This window comes from Actinomadura scrupuli (assembly GCF_050971785.1).
In the GTDB taxonomy this organism is placed as follows: Bacteria; Actinomycetota; Actinomycetes; order Streptosporangiales; family Streptosporangiaceae; genus Actinomadura_E; species Actinomadura_E scrupuli.
In genome coordinates, this window is the sequence record NZ_JBPCCU010000002.1 from 1,402,891 (window position 1) to 1,417,429 (window position 14,539).

13 protein-coding genes are annotated in these 14,539 nt (G+C 71.9%); 10 read left to right on the plus strand and 3 right to left on the minus strand.

All coding sequences use genetic code 11. The annotated features are described in order from the left end of the window. Window positions 1-147: 147 nt before the first annotated feature. The 9 genes from ACRYCC_RS14155 to ACRYCC_RS14195 all read left to right on the plus strand — a co-directional run bounded on the left by ACRYCC_RS14155 (window position 148) and on the right by ACRYCC_RS14195 (window position 10,040). Window positions 148-927, plus strand: coding sequence for an enoyl-CoA hydratase/isomerase family protein (locus ACRYCC_RS14155; protein ID WP_433812039.1), 780 nt, complete (start codon window positions 148-150; stop codon window positions 925-927). A gap of 31 nt (window positions 928-958) precedes the next feature. After that, window positions 959-1,726, plus strand: coding sequence for an SDR family NAD(P)-dependent oxidoreductase (locus tag ACRYCC_RS14160; RefSeq protein WP_433812041.1), 768 nt, complete (start codon window positions 959-961; stop codon window positions 1,724-1,726). Between the two features lie 208 nt (window positions 1,727-1,934). Continuing rightward, a complete protein-coding gene (locus tag ACRYCC_RS14165) occupies window positions 1,935-2,885 on the plus strand; it encodes an acyl-ACP desaturase (protein ID WP_433812043.1) in 951 nt (316 codons plus the stop codon). Between the two features lie 83 nt (window positions 2,886-2,968). Next, window positions 2,969-3,688 (plus strand): hypothetical protein, encoded by a 720-nt coding sequence (locus ACRYCC_RS14170; protein WP_433812045.1) that lies wholly within the window; start codon window positions 2,969-2,971, stop codon window positions 3,686-3,688. Window positions 3,689-3,731: 43 nt separating this feature from the next. Beyond that, complete coding sequence (locus ACRYCC_RS14175) at window positions 3,732-4,538, plus strand: serine/threonine-protein kinase (protein WP_433812047.1); 807 nt, start codon at window positions 3,732-3,734, stop codon at window positions 4,536-4,538. 64 nt (window positions 4,539-4,602) lie between these two features. Then, window positions 4,603-6,393, plus strand: coding sequence for a serine/threonine-protein kinase (locus tag ACRYCC_RS14180; protein ID WP_433812049.1), 1,791 nt, complete (start codon window positions 4,603-4,605; stop codon window positions 6,391-6,393). Between the two features lie 33 nt (window positions 6,394-6,426). Next, complete coding sequence (locus tag ACRYCC_RS14185; RefSeq protein WP_433812050.1) at window positions 6,427-8,013, plus strand: serine/threonine-protein kinase; 1,587 nt, start codon at window positions 6,427-6,429, stop codon at window positions 8,011-8,013. Between the two features lie 282 nt (window positions 8,014-8,295). Then, a complete protein-coding gene (locus ACRYCC_RS14190; protein ID WP_433812052.1) occupies window positions 8,296-9,075 on the plus strand; it encodes an electron transfer flavoprotein subunit beta/FixA family protein in 780 nt (259 codons plus the stop codon). A 14-nt stretch (window positions 9,076-9,089) separates the two neighbouring features. Continuing rightward, a complete protein-coding gene (locus ACRYCC_RS14195) occupies window positions 9,090-10,040 on the plus strand; it encodes an electron transfer flavoprotein subunit alpha/FixB family protein (protein WP_433812054.1) in 951 nt (316 codons plus the stop codon). A 120-nt stretch (window positions 10,041-10,160) separates the two neighbouring features. On the opposite strand, the gene ACRYCC_RS14200 is transcribed toward ACRYCC_RS14195, so the two are convergent. Together ACRYCC_RS14200 and ACRYCC_RS14205 are read right to left on the minus strand one after the other, a co-directional pair. Further along, window positions 10,161-11,399 carry an MFS transporter gene (locus ACRYCC_RS14200; protein ID WP_433812055.1) on the minus strand — a complete coding sequence of 413 codons (1,239 nt, stop codon included), beginning with the start codon at window positions 11,397-11,399 and terminating at the stop codon, window positions 10,161-10,163. A gap of 166 nt (window positions 11,400-11,565) precedes the next feature. After that, a complete protein-coding gene (locus ACRYCC_RS14205; RefSeq protein WP_433812057.1) occupies window positions 11,566-12,093 on the minus strand; it encodes a TetR/AcrR family transcriptional regulator in 528 nt (175 codons plus the stop codon). Between the two features lie 84 nt (window positions 12,094-12,177). On the opposite strand from ACRYCC_RS14205, the gene ACRYCC_RS14210 reads away from it, so the two are divergent. Next, window positions 12,178-13,338 (plus strand): cysteine desulfurase family protein, encoded by a 1,161-nt coding sequence (locus tag ACRYCC_RS14210; protein ID WP_433812190.1) that lies wholly within the window; start codon window positions 12,178-12,180, stop codon window positions 13,336-13,338. A gap of 129 nt (window positions 13,339-13,467) precedes the next feature. Here the strand turns inward: ACRYCC_RS14210 and ACRYCC_RS14215 are convergent, their stop codons facing one another. Then, complete coding sequence (locus ACRYCC_RS14215; RefSeq protein WP_433812059.1) at window positions 13,468-14,484, minus strand: DUF695 domain-containing protein; 1,017 nt, start codon at window positions 14,482-14,484, stop codon at window positions 13,468-13,470. Window positions 14,485-14,539 lie beyond the last annotated feature (55 nt).

Genomic DNA, 14,539 nt, shown 5'->3' on the forward strand with positions numbered 1-14,539 from the left:
CGGTCCCCCGGGACGACGGTGCGGCTCAGGGGACCGAAGTTACCAGCGGGCCCCGACGACCCGGCTCACTCCGCTGTTCCGGGTGATTTCGATCCGTCCGGGCGGCTCGCTAGGCTCGCCTCATTCCATGGTGATGAGGAGACGTTCATGGCTGAGTTCGTACGGGTCGAGATCGAGGACGGTGTCGCCACCATCCGGCTGGACCGGCCCAAGCTGAACGCTCTCAACGCCCGGATGCAGGACGAGCTGACGGCCGCCGCCGCGCAGGTGACCGGTGACGACGACGTCCGGGCGGTCATCCTCTACGGCGGAGAGCGGGTCTTCGCGGCCGGGGCGGACATCAAGGAGATGGCGGAGATGTCCTTCGAGGAGATGTCCGTGCACTCGGCCCGGCTCCAGAAGTTCACCACGGCGCTGGCGGCGATCCCCAAGCCGGTCATCGCGGCCATCACCGGCTACGCCCTCGGCGGAGGGCTGGAGGTCGCTCTCACCGCGGACTTCCGGGTGGCGGGGGAGGGCGCCAAGGTCGGCCAGCCGGAGATCCAGCTCGGCATCATCCCGGGCGCGGGCGGCACCCAGCGGCTGACCCGGCTCATCGGGTCGTCCCGGGCCAAGGACCTCATCTTCTCCGGCCGCCATCTCACCGCGGCCGAGGCGGAGCGGATCGGCCTGGTCGACAGGGTCGTCCCGGACGCCGACGTCTACACCGTCGCCATGGCGTGGGCGGCGAGCTTCGTGAGCGGCCCGGCCCTGGCGCTGCGCGCGGCCAAGCAGGCCATCGACGCCGGGCTGGAGGCCGGGCTGGCGGACGCCCTGGAGACCGAGCGCGCGCACTTCGCCGGCCTGTTCGCCACCGAGGACCAGAAGCTGGGCATGAAGAGCTTCCTCGAGGAGGGGCCCGGCAAGGCGAAGTTCATCGGCCGCTGACGCCCTTGCCGCGGCCGATAGCATCGCCGCCATGCGGCAGACGTATCGAAGCGCCCTGGTGACCGGTGCCTCCAGTGGCATCGGGGAGAGCATGGCCCGGACCCTCGCGGACCGGGGCTGTGACCTGGTGCTCGTCGCCCGGCGCGAGGAACTGCTCGACGGTCTCGCCGACGACCTGCGCGGCACCCGCAAGGTCGGCGTCGAGGTGCTGGCCGCCGATCTCACCGACCCTGCGCAACTGGCCCGGGTCGAGGAGCGGCTGCGCGCGGAGCCGGTGGACCTGCTGGTGAACAACGCCGGATACGGTGCCTTCGGCGCGTTCGCCGGGATCCCCCTGGACGATCAGCTCAAGGAGATCGACCTCAACGTCACGGCGCTGGTACGGCTGTCGTACGCGGCGCTTCCGGGCATGATCGAGCGGGGCCGCGGCGGGGTGCTCAACGTGGCCTCGGTCGCCGGGTTCGCCCCCTCGCCGGGGAGCGCGACCTATGGGGCCACCAAGGCCTTCGTGGCGTCGTTCAGCGAGAGCCTGCACGCCGAGGTGCGCGACGCCGGGGTGACCGTGACCGCGCTGTGCCCGGGCTTCACCCGCACGGACGAGGACACGGCGGCCGGCCTGCTCTGGCTGCGCCGTGACGACGTGGCCCGGGCGGGCCTCGACGCGGTCGGCGCCGGGCGGGCACAGTGCGTTCCGGGGATGCGCTACAAGGCGGTCATGCCGGCGTTGAAGCTGGTCCCGCGCCCGCTGGTGCGCTCGGCCGTCAAGCGGATGTGGCGGCAGGCGGCGGACTCGCACTAGGGCTCACGGCCGGACCCGCAGGTCGGTCCGGGAGGCTTGTCAAGACGCTCTGCTCCAACCTACGCTTGCGTAAGTTGTATGTAACACAACTATCACTCGCGCCGCTCATCGGGCACTCTGACTCAGAGGGCGTGATCCGTGTGCCGCCGACGGGGACGGCGGGCACCTCTGCACAGTTGTTCGCCAGACATTGAATGAAGGGTCAGGTATGCCTCTCACTTCCGGTCCGAAGACCCAGAAAGAGCTGCTCCTGGAGCTGGAGCCGGTCGTCGAGAAAGAGGTCAACCGTCATCTGACGATGGCCAAGGAGTGGTTCCCGCACGAGTACGTGCCCTACAGCCAGGGGCGGACGTACGCGGGGGTGCTGGACGGCGAGGGCTGGGAGCCCGGGGACTCCAAGGTCGCGCCCGAGTCCCGGGACGCTCTGCTGGTCAACCTGCTGACCGAGGACAACCTGCCCGGCTACCACGCGGCCATCGCCCGCATCATGGGCAAGGATGGCGCCTGGGGCTTCTGGGTGAACCGATGGACGGCCGAGGAGAACCGGCACGGCATCGTGATCCGGGACTACCTCACCGTCACCCGCGCCATCGACCCGTACACCCTCGAGCGCGCTCGCATGAAGCACATGCAGGGCGGCTACGAGCCCGACCACGGGGACAGCCTGCTGCACGGCGTCGCCTACGTCGCGTTCCAGGAGCTGGCGACCCGGGTGTCGCACCGCAACACCGGCAAGGCCTCCGGCGACCCGCTGTGCGAGCAGATGATGGCCCGGGTGGCGGCCGACGAGAACCTGCACATGCTCTTCTACCGCAACGTGATCGGCACCGCCTTCCAGATCAGCCCGAACGAGTGCATGCGCGCCTGCACCGACGTGGTGAAGAACTTCCAGATGCCCGGCTACACGATCGACAACTTCCTGCGCAAGTCGGTCAGCATCGCCAACGCCGGCATCTACGACCTGCGGCAGCACCACGACGACGTGCTCGCGCCGATCCTGCGGCAGTGGGGCGTGTTCGAGCTCGAGGGCCTGAGCGACGAGGGCGAGAAGGCGCGGCAGGAGCTCAGCGAGTTCATGGACGGGCTGGACGCCGCCGCCAAGAAGTTCGAGGAGCGCCGGGAGGCCCGCCGCGCACGGCAGGCCGCGCGCCAGGCGTAGCCGCCCGCGGAGCTCTCCGGGAGCCGGCGGTCACCTCGCCGGCTCCCGGCGACATATCGCCATCTCCCTGGCATCCTCGGCGCATGACGACCTCGGAGGCCAAGCGGGCGGCCGCGGCCAAGGTGCTGCGGAGATACTCCAGCGGACGGCGTCTGCTGACCGGCTACGCGGTGAGCACCGCCGTGCTGCTGGGCCTGCTGGTCGCCCGGGATCACGACCGGCTCGATCTGGTCAAGGCCGCGGCGCTCCTGCTGTCCGGCGGTGCCGCGCTGCTCGTGCTGGTCAGCCTCCGCAACGGCTGGGCCGGCGACGCGCTGGCGAAATGGCGGTCGGACCTGGTCGGACCCGAAGAGCTGGCGGGTGACCGGCGGCTCGGTGGCACCGGCGCCTATGCCTACCTGACGGCCCTGCTCACCGTGGCCGCCGCCGGTCTGCTGACGCAGGCGGCCTGGGCGGAGCTGCGGGCGAACGCGGACGGTACCGCCCGCATCCAGCACTGTCACACCACCCGGGCCCGTGTCGGTCACAGCACGACGTGCTACGGGACCTGGATCGTGGCCGGCCGGACCTACTCCGGGCCGCTGCCGGGGGTGAAGAGCGGTATCGGCTCGACGGTGAACATCCGCTACGACCCGGACGACCCCACGGCGCTCGGCGGCCGGTCGCTGAAGTTCCCGATCGGCTTCTTCCTCGTCACGGGGGCGGCCACCGGCGTCCTCACCTGGCGATGGACCACCGCCCGGGATCCCTACATCGCCGAGGTCACCATGATCGCCAAGAGGCGCGTCCGCGAACCCGGATGAGGCGAGCCGGAACCTTCCTCCACTTCGTGGCGTCCAAGAGAGCATGGAAAGACTGGGGGAGTACCGCCTGGTGGAGCGGATCGGCGGGGGCACCACGGCGGTGGTCCACTGCGCGGTGGACGGCCAGGGACGCACGGTCGCGCTGAAGGAGCTGCGCCCCGAGTACTCCTCCGATCCGGACGCCCGCCGCCGGCTGGCCAGGGAGATGGTCGCGCAGGGCAAGGTGCGCAGCCCCTACGTCGCCCGCCTGATCGACGGCGACGTGCGCGGCGAGCGGCCGTACGCGGTGACGCAGTACGCGCCGGGCACGACGCTGGCCGACCTCATCGCCTCGTACGGCCCGCTGCGCGGCGCGCCGTTGCTGCGCTTCGCCCTGCAGTTCGCCGAGGGGACGGCGGCCGTCCACGAGGCCGGGGTCGTGCACCGCGACCTGGCCCCCGGCAACGTCATGGTGCTCGGCGGCTCGCCGCTCATCATCGACTTCGGCATCGCGCACGACGTGGCCGCCGCGCACGCCACCCGGCCGGGGATGCTGATCGGTACCCCGGCGTATCTCGCCCCCGAGCTGATCGAGGGCGAGCCGGTGGGTCCGGCCGCCGACGTCTTCTCCTGGGCCGCCACCCTGGCCTATGCCGCCTCCGGCCGGCCGCCCTTCGGGACCGGCTCGCTGCACTCGGTGTGCTTCCGCATCCTGCTCGGGTCCGCCGACCTGGAGGGGATCTCCGAGCCGCTCGCCTCGCTGCTGCGGCTCGCGCTGCGACGCGATCCCGAGACCCGTCCGCCGGCCCAGTGGTTCGCCAACGGCCTCCGGCACTGGTGCGGAGATCCAGCACCGGTCGCGGCCGGATGAGGCCCCGGGCAGGATGTCGGTTAGGTCACGCTAAGCCCCTAAGGCATGGGTAGGGTTGCGTGCGATGAAGGGGGTCAACACGTCTGGGGACCGCATCGGCCACTACCGCCTGCTCGAGATTCTCGGGGAAGGCGGCATGGGGGTCGTGCATCTGGCGACCGATCAGCAGGGGCGCAAGGTCGCCATCAAGGTCCTCCGGCCGCAGGTGGCGGGGGACGCGACCGCGCTGCGCCGGCTGGCCCGCGAGGTCGACACCATGCGGCGGGTGCACAGCCCGCACGTCGCCGAGATCCTCGACGCCGACGTGACGGCGGAGCGGCCGTACATCGTGACGCAGTACGTGCCGGGCCGCACGCTGGAGGAGGCGGTCTTCGAGGGCGGGCCCATGAGCGGCCGCCCGCTGCAGCGGCTGGCCACCGGCCTCGCCTCGGCGCTGGCCGCCATCCACGGCGCCGGGGTCATCCACCGTGACCTCAAGCCCGGCAACGTCATGATCCTCGACGGTGAGCCGGTCCTGATCGACTTCGGGATCGCCCAGGGCATGGACGCCACCCGGCTCACGGCGACCGGCCTGGTCATCGGCACGCCGGGATATCTCGCCCCCGAGATCATCGAGGGCGAGGACGCCGGCGCCCCCGCCGACGTGCACTCCTGGGCCGCCACCCTGGTCTACGCCGCCACCGGGCGGCCGCCGTTCGGCTCCGGCACATTCGAGTCGATCTTCTACAAGATCATGCAGGGCACGCCCGACCTCGACGGCGTGCCCGAGGCGATGCTGCCGCTGATCCGCGGAGCGATGGCGCACCATCCCGCGGAGCGGCCGACCGCCGTCACCCTGGTGCAGCTGGCGCGCCGGATCGACCTGGACGCCACGATGACCGACCAGACCAGGGTGGACGCACCCTTTCAGGTGTTCACCCCGCCGCCTCCCGAGCCCGCCCGGACTCCGCCGCCGCAGCGGCCGTTGCAGCAGCCCAAGGACTTCAAGGGCCTGCTGCCGCCCGCGGCGCCGCCGCCCGCCCCGCCCCCCGCGCCGGCTCCGCAGCCCAGGCGCCAGCGGACGGCTCAGCAGGCCCAGGCACAGCCGGCCCAGCCGCCGCCGTACGCCCAGGGTCCGCCGCCGCAGCAGCAGCCGTACCCGCCGTACAACCAGCCGCAGCAGCCACGGCGCGGCGCCGCCCGGCACCAGCCCGACCCGTCGCCCGCCGGGGCCGGGCCCGGCCGGCAGCCACAGCCGGAGCGCCGCAAGCCGTACGGGCTCTACCGGCTGTGCAGTCTCGCGGCGCTGGCCTGCGTGCTGGGGTTCGCGGCGATCCTGCCCACCCTGACCCTGATGTTCGTGGTCGTGGCGGTCCTGGTGCTGCGGGCGGGAGACCGGGCCGCCAAGAGCCTGGAGTCCAAGCGCACCCGCCGGGGCAAGAGCGGCGGCGACGTCTTCGGCGCGGTGCTGAAGTCGCCACTGGCGCTGCCGCGCGCCCTGATGACGACGTTGCTGGTGACCCCGGTGGGGCTGTTCGCCGGGGTGGTGCTGGTCCTGGTGCTGATGGTGGTCTACCCGGACATGACCGTCGTGCGGGCGGCCACGTACGGGTCGATGGCCGTCATCGCCCTGCACTTCCTCGGCCCCGGCAGTGGGGCGCCGCGCCGGCAGATGGCCCGGATGTGGGCGACGTTCCTGCCGCGTCCCGAGCCCGCGGCCATCATCATGCTCAGCCTCGCGGTGTTCGCGGTCGTGCTGTTCGGCCTGTCGGCCGGCAAGACGCCCGATCTGCAGCCGCTGGGCTTCAGCGGTGACAGCAAGACCCTCAACGGCTTGAAGAGCGACATCCAGAGCTGGATCGGCATTGGCGACTGACGTCCCGTAGTTCCCGAAGCGAGGCCCCCCAAGATGCCCATCGAGGAGACCCCGGAGGAGAGGATCGGTCCGTACCGCCTGCTCTCGAAACTGGGGCAGGGCGGGATGGGCGTCGTCTACCGCGGGGTGGACGACGCCGGTCACGAGGTCGCGGTCAAGGTGCTCCGCCCGGAGATCGCCGAGGACTCGGCGTTCCGCCGCCGGCTGCTGCGCGAGGTCGAGACCATGCGGCGGATCCGGAGCCGGTACGTCGCCCAGGTCATCGACGCCGACCTGAACGGCGCCCGGCCCTACATCGTCACGCAGTACGTGGCCGGTCACGCCCTGGACGACACCGTGCGCGCCACCGGCCCGCTGACCGGCCGGCTGCTGGTGCAGGTGGCGGCGGGGCTGGCCGAGGCGCTCATCGCCATCCACGCCGCCGGGGTCGTGCACCGCGACCTCAAGCCGAACAACGTCATGCTCGTCAACGGTGAGCCGGTGGTCATCGACTTCGGCATCGCGCACGCCGCGGACTCCACCCGGCTCACCCAGGCGGGCATGGTCATCGGGACTCCCGGCTATCTCGCCCCCGAGGTCCTCGACGGCGGGGTCCCGGGCCCGGCGGTCGACATCTACGCCTGGGCGGCCACGGTGGCCTTCGCGGCCACCGGGCGCTCGCCGTTCGGCAGCGGCTCCCTGGAGGCGATCGTGGGGCGGGTGGTACGTGGGCGGGCCGACCTGACCGACGTGCCACCGGAGATCGGCGGCGGCCTGCAGGTGGCGCTGGCCCGCGACCCGGCCGAACGTCCCACCGCGGCCCAGCTGACGGGCTGGCTGCGCAACCTACAGACGGGCGAGCCGGCACCGGCCGTGCCGCCGACCGTGCTGGGCGCGCGGACCCCGACGCCGCCGCCCATGCCCCGGACGGCAGTGGGGATGCCACCGCTGACCCCGGTGCCGATGAGCCCGGTCGGCCCGTCGCCGGCGAGCCCGATGACGCCCTACCCGGTGGGCGCCGACCAGATCGATCTCGGCTGGTACAAGCTGGTCGCCTATCTGCTGGTCTTCGCGGCCACGGGGGTGACCGCGGAGCTGCCCGTGCTGGGCGGTTTCGTGGCGGTGCTGGCCGCCTGGTACCTGCGCTCGGGTGACGCGGCCGTACGCTCCCGGCGGGTCCCGGTACGCGGCGCCAACGATCTGCTGCTGGGGCCCCTCCGGTGGCCGGGCAGCATGGCGCGCTCGGCGGTGCAGACGGCACTGTCACTGCTGTACGCCGCGGTGGCCGGCGGGCTGGTGATGCTGGTCCTGCTGGTGCTGGCCGAGTCCGGCGCGGAGAGCGTCTCCGACGAGACCGTGGCCTCGTTCGGGCTGGCGGCCTGGGCGTACGTGATCATGGCGGGGCCGGGGATGATGGGCCCGCGCCGCCAGCTGGTCCGGCTGCTGTCGGCCACGGCCCAGGACCGGCGCACCATGACCGCCGTCGGGCTGGCGGCCGCGGCCGCCACCTTCGTGGTCCTGCTGGTCGCCTGGCTGGACGTTCCGCACTGGGTCCCGCTGGACGACCCCTACGCCGCGTTCGACCGCCTGCGCGACACGATCCACGAGGGCATCGACGAGCTGGGCAGCAACGGCTCGTGAGCGGGCCGAGCCGACGCGGCCACCGCCCGGACGTGACCGTGTCCGGAGTGATGGTTGACCGCGCATATACGGGTACCGTCTGCGGAAGCCTGGGTTTTGCACTTAGGCTACCGATCGGTAACATCAGCGTACGGCGTGCTATCGGGGACCCGGCACCGAAACCGGTTCGGGTCTTTGGCAGGCTGTGACGCATCAGCTCTGCGCCGCCCCGGTCACGAGGCGGCGCGCCCTTGGCCGCGCAGCAGGGCGGCCCACTGAATGCAGGGAGGTCGGCCACCGGCCATGAACATCGTCGTCTGCGTGAAGCAGGTCCCCGACACGGCGACCGAGCGAAAGTTGAAGTCGAGTGACAGCACGCTCGATCGCGAGGCCGCGGACGGTCTCATGAACGAGCTGTGCGAGTACGCGGTCGAAGAGGGGCTGCGTATCAAGGAGGCCCACGGCGGTGAGGTCACCATCCTCACCATGGGTCCCGGCGCGGCGACCGACACGATCCGCAAGGCCCTTTCGATGGGCGCGGACAAGGCGGTGCACCTGAGCGATGACGCGCTGCACGGCTCCGATGCCTGGCAGACGTCCTACGCGATCCAGCAGGTGCTCGGCCGGACCGGGTTCGACCTGGTCATCCTGGGTTCGGAGTCGACCGACGCCCGCACGGGGCTGCTCGCCGCGATGCTGGCCGAGCGGCTCGGCGTCGCCCAGGTCACGCTGGCGAACAAGGTCGAGATCGACGGCTCGACCATCCGGATCCAGCGGCAGACCGACTACGGCTACGACAAGGTCGAGGCGAGCCTGCCGGCGGTCGTGAGCGTCGTCGAGAAGATCAACGAGCCCCGCTACCCCTCCTTCAAGGGGATCATGGCGGCCAAGAAGAAGCCGGTCGACTCGCCGTCCCTCGCGGACGCCGAGATCGACCCGTCGAAGGTCGGCCTGGCGGCCGCCTGGACCGAGGTCGTGGACTTCGCCGAGGCCCCGCCGCGTGCCAAGGGACAGATCGTGACCGATGAGGGAGACGGCGCCGCCAAGGCCGCCGAATTCCTCGCCTCGAAGAAGTTCGTCTGAGGGAGGGCAGGAAAATGGCTGAGATTCTCGTCCTCGTCGACCACCTCGACGGTGAGGTCAAGAAGGTCACGTTCGAGCTGCTGACGCTCGCCCGCCGCCACGGTGACGCGGCCGCGGTGTGGATCGGTCCGGGCTATGAGAACGCCAAGGACAAGCTGGCCGAGTACGGCGCCGCCAAGGTCTACGTCGCCGCCGACGAGGAGCTGACCTCCTACGTCGTGGCACCGAAGGCCGAACTGCTGGCCCAGCTGGTGACCGAGAAGTCCGCCGCCGCGGTCTTCGTGCCGGCCACGGCCGAGGGCAAGGAGATCGCCGGTCGTCTCTCCATCAAGATCGACTCTGGCGTGATCACGGACGCCGTCGGGGTGGAGGACGGTTTCGTCGCCGAGCAGTCCATCTTCGGCGGCTCGACGGTCGTGCACTCCAAGGTGAAGGTCGGTACGCCGATCATCGCGGTGCGGCCGAACTCGACCGCGCCCGAGGCCGCCCCCTCGTCTCCGGTCGAGGAGCAGGTGAGCGTCACGCTGTCGGACGCCGCCAAGGCCGCGCGGATCGTCGAGAAGGTCGTCCAGGAGAAGGGCGAGCGCCCGGAGCTCACCGAGGCGGCCATCGTCGTCTCCGGTGGCCGCGGTGTGGGCAACGCCGAGAACTTCAAGATCATTGAAGGGCTCGCCGACTCGCTCGGCGCGGCCGTCGGCGCGTCCCGCGCCGCGACCGACGCCGGCTGGTACCCGCACCAGTTCCAGGTCGGGCAGACCGGCAAGACGGTATCGCCGCAGCTCTACATCGCGGTCGGCATCTCCGGGGCCATCCAGCACCGGGCCGGCATGCAGACCTCGAAGACGATCATTGCGATCAACAAGGACGCCGAGGCGCCCATCTTCGAGCTGGTCGACTTCGGCGTGGTGGGCGACCTGTTCCAGGTGGCCCCCGCGCTCACCGAAGAGATCAACAAGCGTAAGTAGCGGGTTCCGCGAGAACGCCCCGGTGACGCGTGCGCGTGTCACCGGGGCGTTGCCGTTCGCGGCCTGCGGAGCCCGCCACGGCACCGTCGGCGACGGGTCAGGCGAGGCGCGCCCGGCCCGTCAGGCGGCGATCAGGTCCCGCTCGGGCAGCCGCGCGGTCTCCGGGGTCACGGCCACGTCGGTCTCCGCGCTGATCGGCAGGAACCGGGTGGCGGCCGCGATCAGCAGGGCCAGGACGAGCACCAGGCCCAGCCCGGCCCGCAGGGACGTCGCCTCGGAGATGAAGCCGATGACCACCGGGCCGAGCAGCAGCCCGCCGTAGCCCATGGCGCCGACCTGGGCGACCGAGGCCGCCGACCGTCCCGGCGCCACCGTCCCGGCCAGCGAGATCATGGTGGGCACCACCGTGCAGACCATCGCCCCGGTCAGGAAGAACCCGGCCAGGGCCACCGGCGTCGACGGGGCGAGCAGCACGACGCTCATCGCGCCCGCCGTCCCCAGACCCGCCAGGCCCAGCAGCCGCCGGGTGCCGAGCCGGCTGCGCAGCCGGTCCCCGACGAGCCGCCCGCAGAGCATGGCGGCTTCGAACAGCGGGTAGCCGAGTGCCGCGACGGCCTCGGTGCTGCCCAGCTCGTCGTGCAGCATGAGCCCGCTCCAGTCGGCGATCGCCCCCTCGGCCATGAACGCCAGGAACGCGAGCGTCCCGATCAGGTAGACCGCCATCGGCAGCCGGCCGCGCCGGCCCCGCCCGGTGACGACCGTGAGCGCGGGCGGCTCGGCGAGATAGGTCCGGCCGATCGCCAGCGTGGCGGGCAGCGCGATCAGAGCGGCGATGAGCAGGGCGGGGGTGAACGAGAGGCCGGCCGCGGCGGTGAGCACGCCGAGCAGGCCACCGGACATCGCCCCGGCGCACCAGCCGGCGTGCATGCCGCTCATCAGCGGCCGGCCGTAGGCGCGCTCCACGACGCTGCCCTGGGCGTTCACCGAGACGTCCATCACGCCGAAGGCCATGCCGAACAGCCCGACCGCGACGAGCAGCAGAACATAGGTGGGGGCCAGTGCCATCAGCGCCGCCGTAATGGCGGCCAGCGGGGCCGCGATGCGCAGCACCGTGCGGCTGTCGGTCCGCGCGATGACCCCGCGCAGGCCCTGCATGGCGACGACCGCGGCGACTCCCCAGGTGAGCAGCACCACACCGATCTCGCCGGCCCCGATGCCGAACTTGGCGCTCAGCGCCGGCATCCGGGCCACCCAGACCCCGCACAGCAGACCTCCCAGGGCGAAGGTGAGGAAGGTCCCCAGCCTGGCCCGGGAGAACGGGGAGGACAGAGCGCCCGTGAGGGCGCGGCGGCGCAGCATTGCGCGGCTCCTTTCAGGAGTCGTGGTGGAGTTCAGGGGGAGGGATGAGCAGGAGTGATCGGAGTTCAGGGCGTGACCACAGGTCGCCAGGGAGATAGAAGAGCGGGAAGGGCGCGAATGTTCCCGAGGTGACGCACTGTCCGATCCGGGCCCGGAGGCCGTGCCGTTACGACTTCAGCAGGTCGAGCATCCGTCGTCGGAGCGCGGCGTACTGCTCCGGGTCGTAGAGCTCCGGATCGTGGACGGCCACTTCCCACAGGCCTTCCGCGGCGAGCCGTACGACCATCCCGGAGACCGGATCCACGGCCTCGCCGGGATCGCGCCGGTGCCAGCGGGCCATGGCCTCGCGCAGCGGCGCTATCAGCGCGGGATCGGCCGCGGCGGCCGTGATCACCGTCCAGCGGCGCCGGGTGCGCGTGGCCTCGGCGTCGGTCATGATCGCGAACGTCGCCTCGACGTAGGCCCGGCTGTAGGAGCCGGGAGTGCCGTCGTCATAGGAGTCGACCAGTGCGTCGAACTCCTCGATGACCCGGGCGACCAGGCCCTTGATCAGGGCTTCCTTGGTGGGGAAGTGGTAGAGGAGCCCGCCCTTGCTGACGCCGGCCCGCTCCGCCACCGCGGCGAGGGTCAGGGCCTGGGTGCCGTGCTCGAAGAGCACGCACTCCGCGGCGTCGAGAAGGGCTTCGCGTTTCATGATTCCTATACTATACCGTCCGGACGGTACACTGATCAAGCCGGGCGAACGACCGCGGCGCCGCCTGGATAAGCTGTGGGCGCCATGGTGACCTATCTCGACCACGCGGCGACCACCCCGATGCTGCCCGAGGCGATCGAGGCGATGACGGCCGAGCTCGGCCGGGTCGGCAACGCGTCCTCACTGCACGCCCCCGGCCGTCGTGCCCGGCGGGTGGTCGAGGAGTCCCGCGAGATCATCGCGGAGGCCTTCCACGCCCGCCCCAGCGAAGTGGTCTTCACCGGAAGCGGCACCGAGGCCGACAACCTCGCGGTCAAGGGCATCTTCTGGGCCCGCCGAGCGGCCGATCCAGGACGGACCCGGGTGCTGGCCAGCGCCATCGAGCACCACGCCGTGATGGACGCGGTGCAGTGGCTGGCCGACCACGAGGGCGCGCGGATCGACTGGATCCCAGTGGACGAGCTGGGCCGGGTACGCCCGGAGACCGTCCGCGACATGATCGGGGACGACGTGGCGCTGATCACCGTCATGTGGGCCAACAACGAGGTGGGCACGGTGCAGCCGGTCACCGAGCTGGCCGCCGTCGCCCGCGAGCACGGCATCCCCTTCCACACCGATGCGGTCCAGGCGGCCGGCGCCCTCGAGGTGGACTTCGCGGCCTCCGGCGCGGACGCGCTGTCCGTCAGCGGTCACAAGATAGGCGGGCCGATGGGGGTGGCCGCGCTCCTGCTCACCAAGGGCGTCGCCCCCGTCCCGGTGCTGCACGGCGGCGGCCAGGAGCGCGACGTGCGGTCCGGCACCCTCGACGCCCCGGCGATCGCCGGGCTGGCGGCGGCCGTCCAGGTCACCGCCGGCGTGGACCGGGCCGCCCACGCCCGCGACCTGGCGGTGCTGCGCGACGACCTGATCGGCCGGGTCCGGGCGGCCGTCCCCGACGCGATCCTCAACGGAGACCCCGTCGACCGGCTGCCGGGCAACGCGCACTTCTCGTTCCCCGGCTGCGAGGGTGACGCGCTGCTCATGCTGCTCGACGCACGCGGGATCGCCTGCTCCACCGGGTCGGCCTGCTCGGCCGGGGTCTCCCAGCCGAGTCACGTGCTGCTCGCCATGGGCGCGGACTCCGCGCGGGCCCGCGGCTCGCTCCGCTTCACGCTGGGCCACACCTCCGTCGCGGCCGACGTGGAGGCACTGGCCGAGGCCATCGGCCCGGTGGTGGAACGCGCCCGGCGCGCCGGCCTGACCTGAGCGCGTTCAATGGCCTCGCTGCGCTCGGCGGCTCGGGGCGCTTTTTGGGCGGTGTCTTCCCTCGTCGCGTGCTCGCTCCTTCGTCGCTGCGCGCGCTCCTCAGTCCAGACACCGCCGCGCCCCTCGCGGTTAGGGCTGGTAGGGCGCTAGTGCCCGCCAGCCGGGGTCGGGGGCGGAGGCCACCTTGGCGCGACCCTCCGACCACCCGGCCGTGAGCTGGTCCAGCTCCGCGACCACGCCGGAGTCCGGGTCGGCGTAGAGATGGAAGACCTGGAGGCCGTCGCCGGTCTGCCGTACCACCAGGACCGCGCGATCACCGAGCGCGCTCAGGCGCTTCTCGAACTTGCGCAGGGCCGACGCGGACGGCTCGACCGGCAGCCGGTCCGGGTTGCTGTGGGCGTACGGCACCGAGACCTCGACGTGCAGGTCGCACAGCGGGTAGTCCTGCCGGTGCAGCGGGAAACGCACGCCCAGCCGGGCCGGGTGGCCGCGGGGGGTGCGGCCCTCACCGCTCAGCCACGCGGGCTCGCGGAACGGCTCGGAGATCTGCTCCACCACGGCGGACAGCATGCCCGGGGGCAGCGCGTCCGTGGGCTGGTCGGTCGCGATCTTGACCTCGCCGACCCAGCGTGCCACGTCGTCCTCGCCCAGCGCCCAGTCCAGCACGTGGTAGGCGACCTGGAGCTGCGCCTCCTCCGGGACGAAGAGGAAGTCCGGATGGAAGACCGTGATGTGGATCCGGGCCCGCCCCGCGTCGGCCCGCATGCCGAGGCGTACGTAGCCGAGGTCGAACTCGTGGTCGGCGAGCTGCAGCTTCTGGCCGAGCATCTCCGGATCGGCCTGCCGGGCGGCCCGGAACTCCCAGCCGGAGCCGGCCGGAGCGCTCCGCAGCCAGCGCTCCGCGAGCCCGCGCAGCTCGGCGACGCCGCCGCCGGTCAGGGTCAGGGTCGGCGTGTCGTCCTGGCCGGTGCCGATCTCCCACTGCAGACCAGAATGGATCTTGTGGACCCGCAGGGACAGCTCCTCGACCAGCTCGGTGGCGAAGTCCTGCTGGCCGCCGCTGGTGAGGGCGGCCTCGATGCGGGGCTGTGCCTGGTCCCACCAGGCCCAGAACTCGGCGATCGCCGGGGACGGCGGGGATGGCATGTCGCGAGGGCGGCGGAAGATTCCCATCCTCCTATCTTTCCAGCCAACACCGACG

Bases quoted from the DNA above. Each gene is read 5' to 3' on its own strand.
- ACRYCC_RS14155 (WP_433812039.1), top strand. From the start codon at position 148: ATGGCTGAGTTCGTACGGGTCGAGATCGAGGACGGTGTCGCCACCATC.
- ACRYCC_RS14160 (WP_433812041.1), top strand. From the start codon at position 959: ATGCGGCAGACGTATCGAAGCGCCCTGGTGACCGGTGCCTCCAGTGGC.
- ACRYCC_RS14165 (WP_433812043.1), top strand. From the start codon at position 1,935: ATGCCTCTCACTTCCGGTCCGAAGACCCAGAAAGAGCTGCTCCTGGAG.
- ACRYCC_RS14170 (WP_433812045.1), top strand. From the start codon at position 2,969: ATGACGACCTCGGAGGCCAAGCGGGCGGCCGCGGCCAAGGTGCTGCGG.
- ACRYCC_RS14175 (WP_433812047.1), top strand. From the start codon at position 3,732: ATGGAAAGACTGGGGGAGTACCGCCTGGTGGAGCGGATCGGCGGGGGC.
- ACRYCC_RS14180 (WP_433812049.1), top strand. From the start codon at position 4,603: ATGAAGGGGGTCAACACGTCTGGGGACCGCATCGGCCACTACCGCCTG.
- ACRYCC_RS14185 (WP_433812050.1), top strand. From the start codon at position 6,427: ATGCCCATCGAGGAGACCCCGGAGGAGAGGATCGGTCCGTACCGCCTG.
- ACRYCC_RS14190 (WP_433812052.1), top strand. From the start codon at position 8,296: ATGAACATCGTCGTCTGCGTGAAGCAGGTCCCCGACACGGCGACCGAG.
- ACRYCC_RS14195 (WP_433812054.1), top strand. From the start codon at position 9,090: ATGGCTGAGATTCTCGTCCTCGTCGACCACCTCGACGGTGAGGTCAAG.
- ACRYCC_RS14200 (WP_433812055.1), bottom strand. From the start codon at position 11,399: ATGCTGCGCCGCCGCGCCCTCACGGGCGCTCTGTCCTCCCCGTTCTCC.
- ACRYCC_RS14205 (WP_433812057.1), bottom strand. From the start codon at position 12,093: ATGAAACGCGAAGCCCTTCTCGACGCCGCGGAGTGCGTGCTCTTCGAG.
- ACRYCC_RS14210 (WP_433812190.1), top strand. From the start codon at position 12,178: ATGGTGACCTATCTCGACCACGCGGCGACCACCCCGATGCTGCCCGAG.
- ACRYCC_RS14215 (WP_433812059.1), bottom strand. From the start codon at position 14,484: ATGCCATCCCCGCCGTCCCCGGCGATCGCCGAGTTCTGGGCCTGGTGG.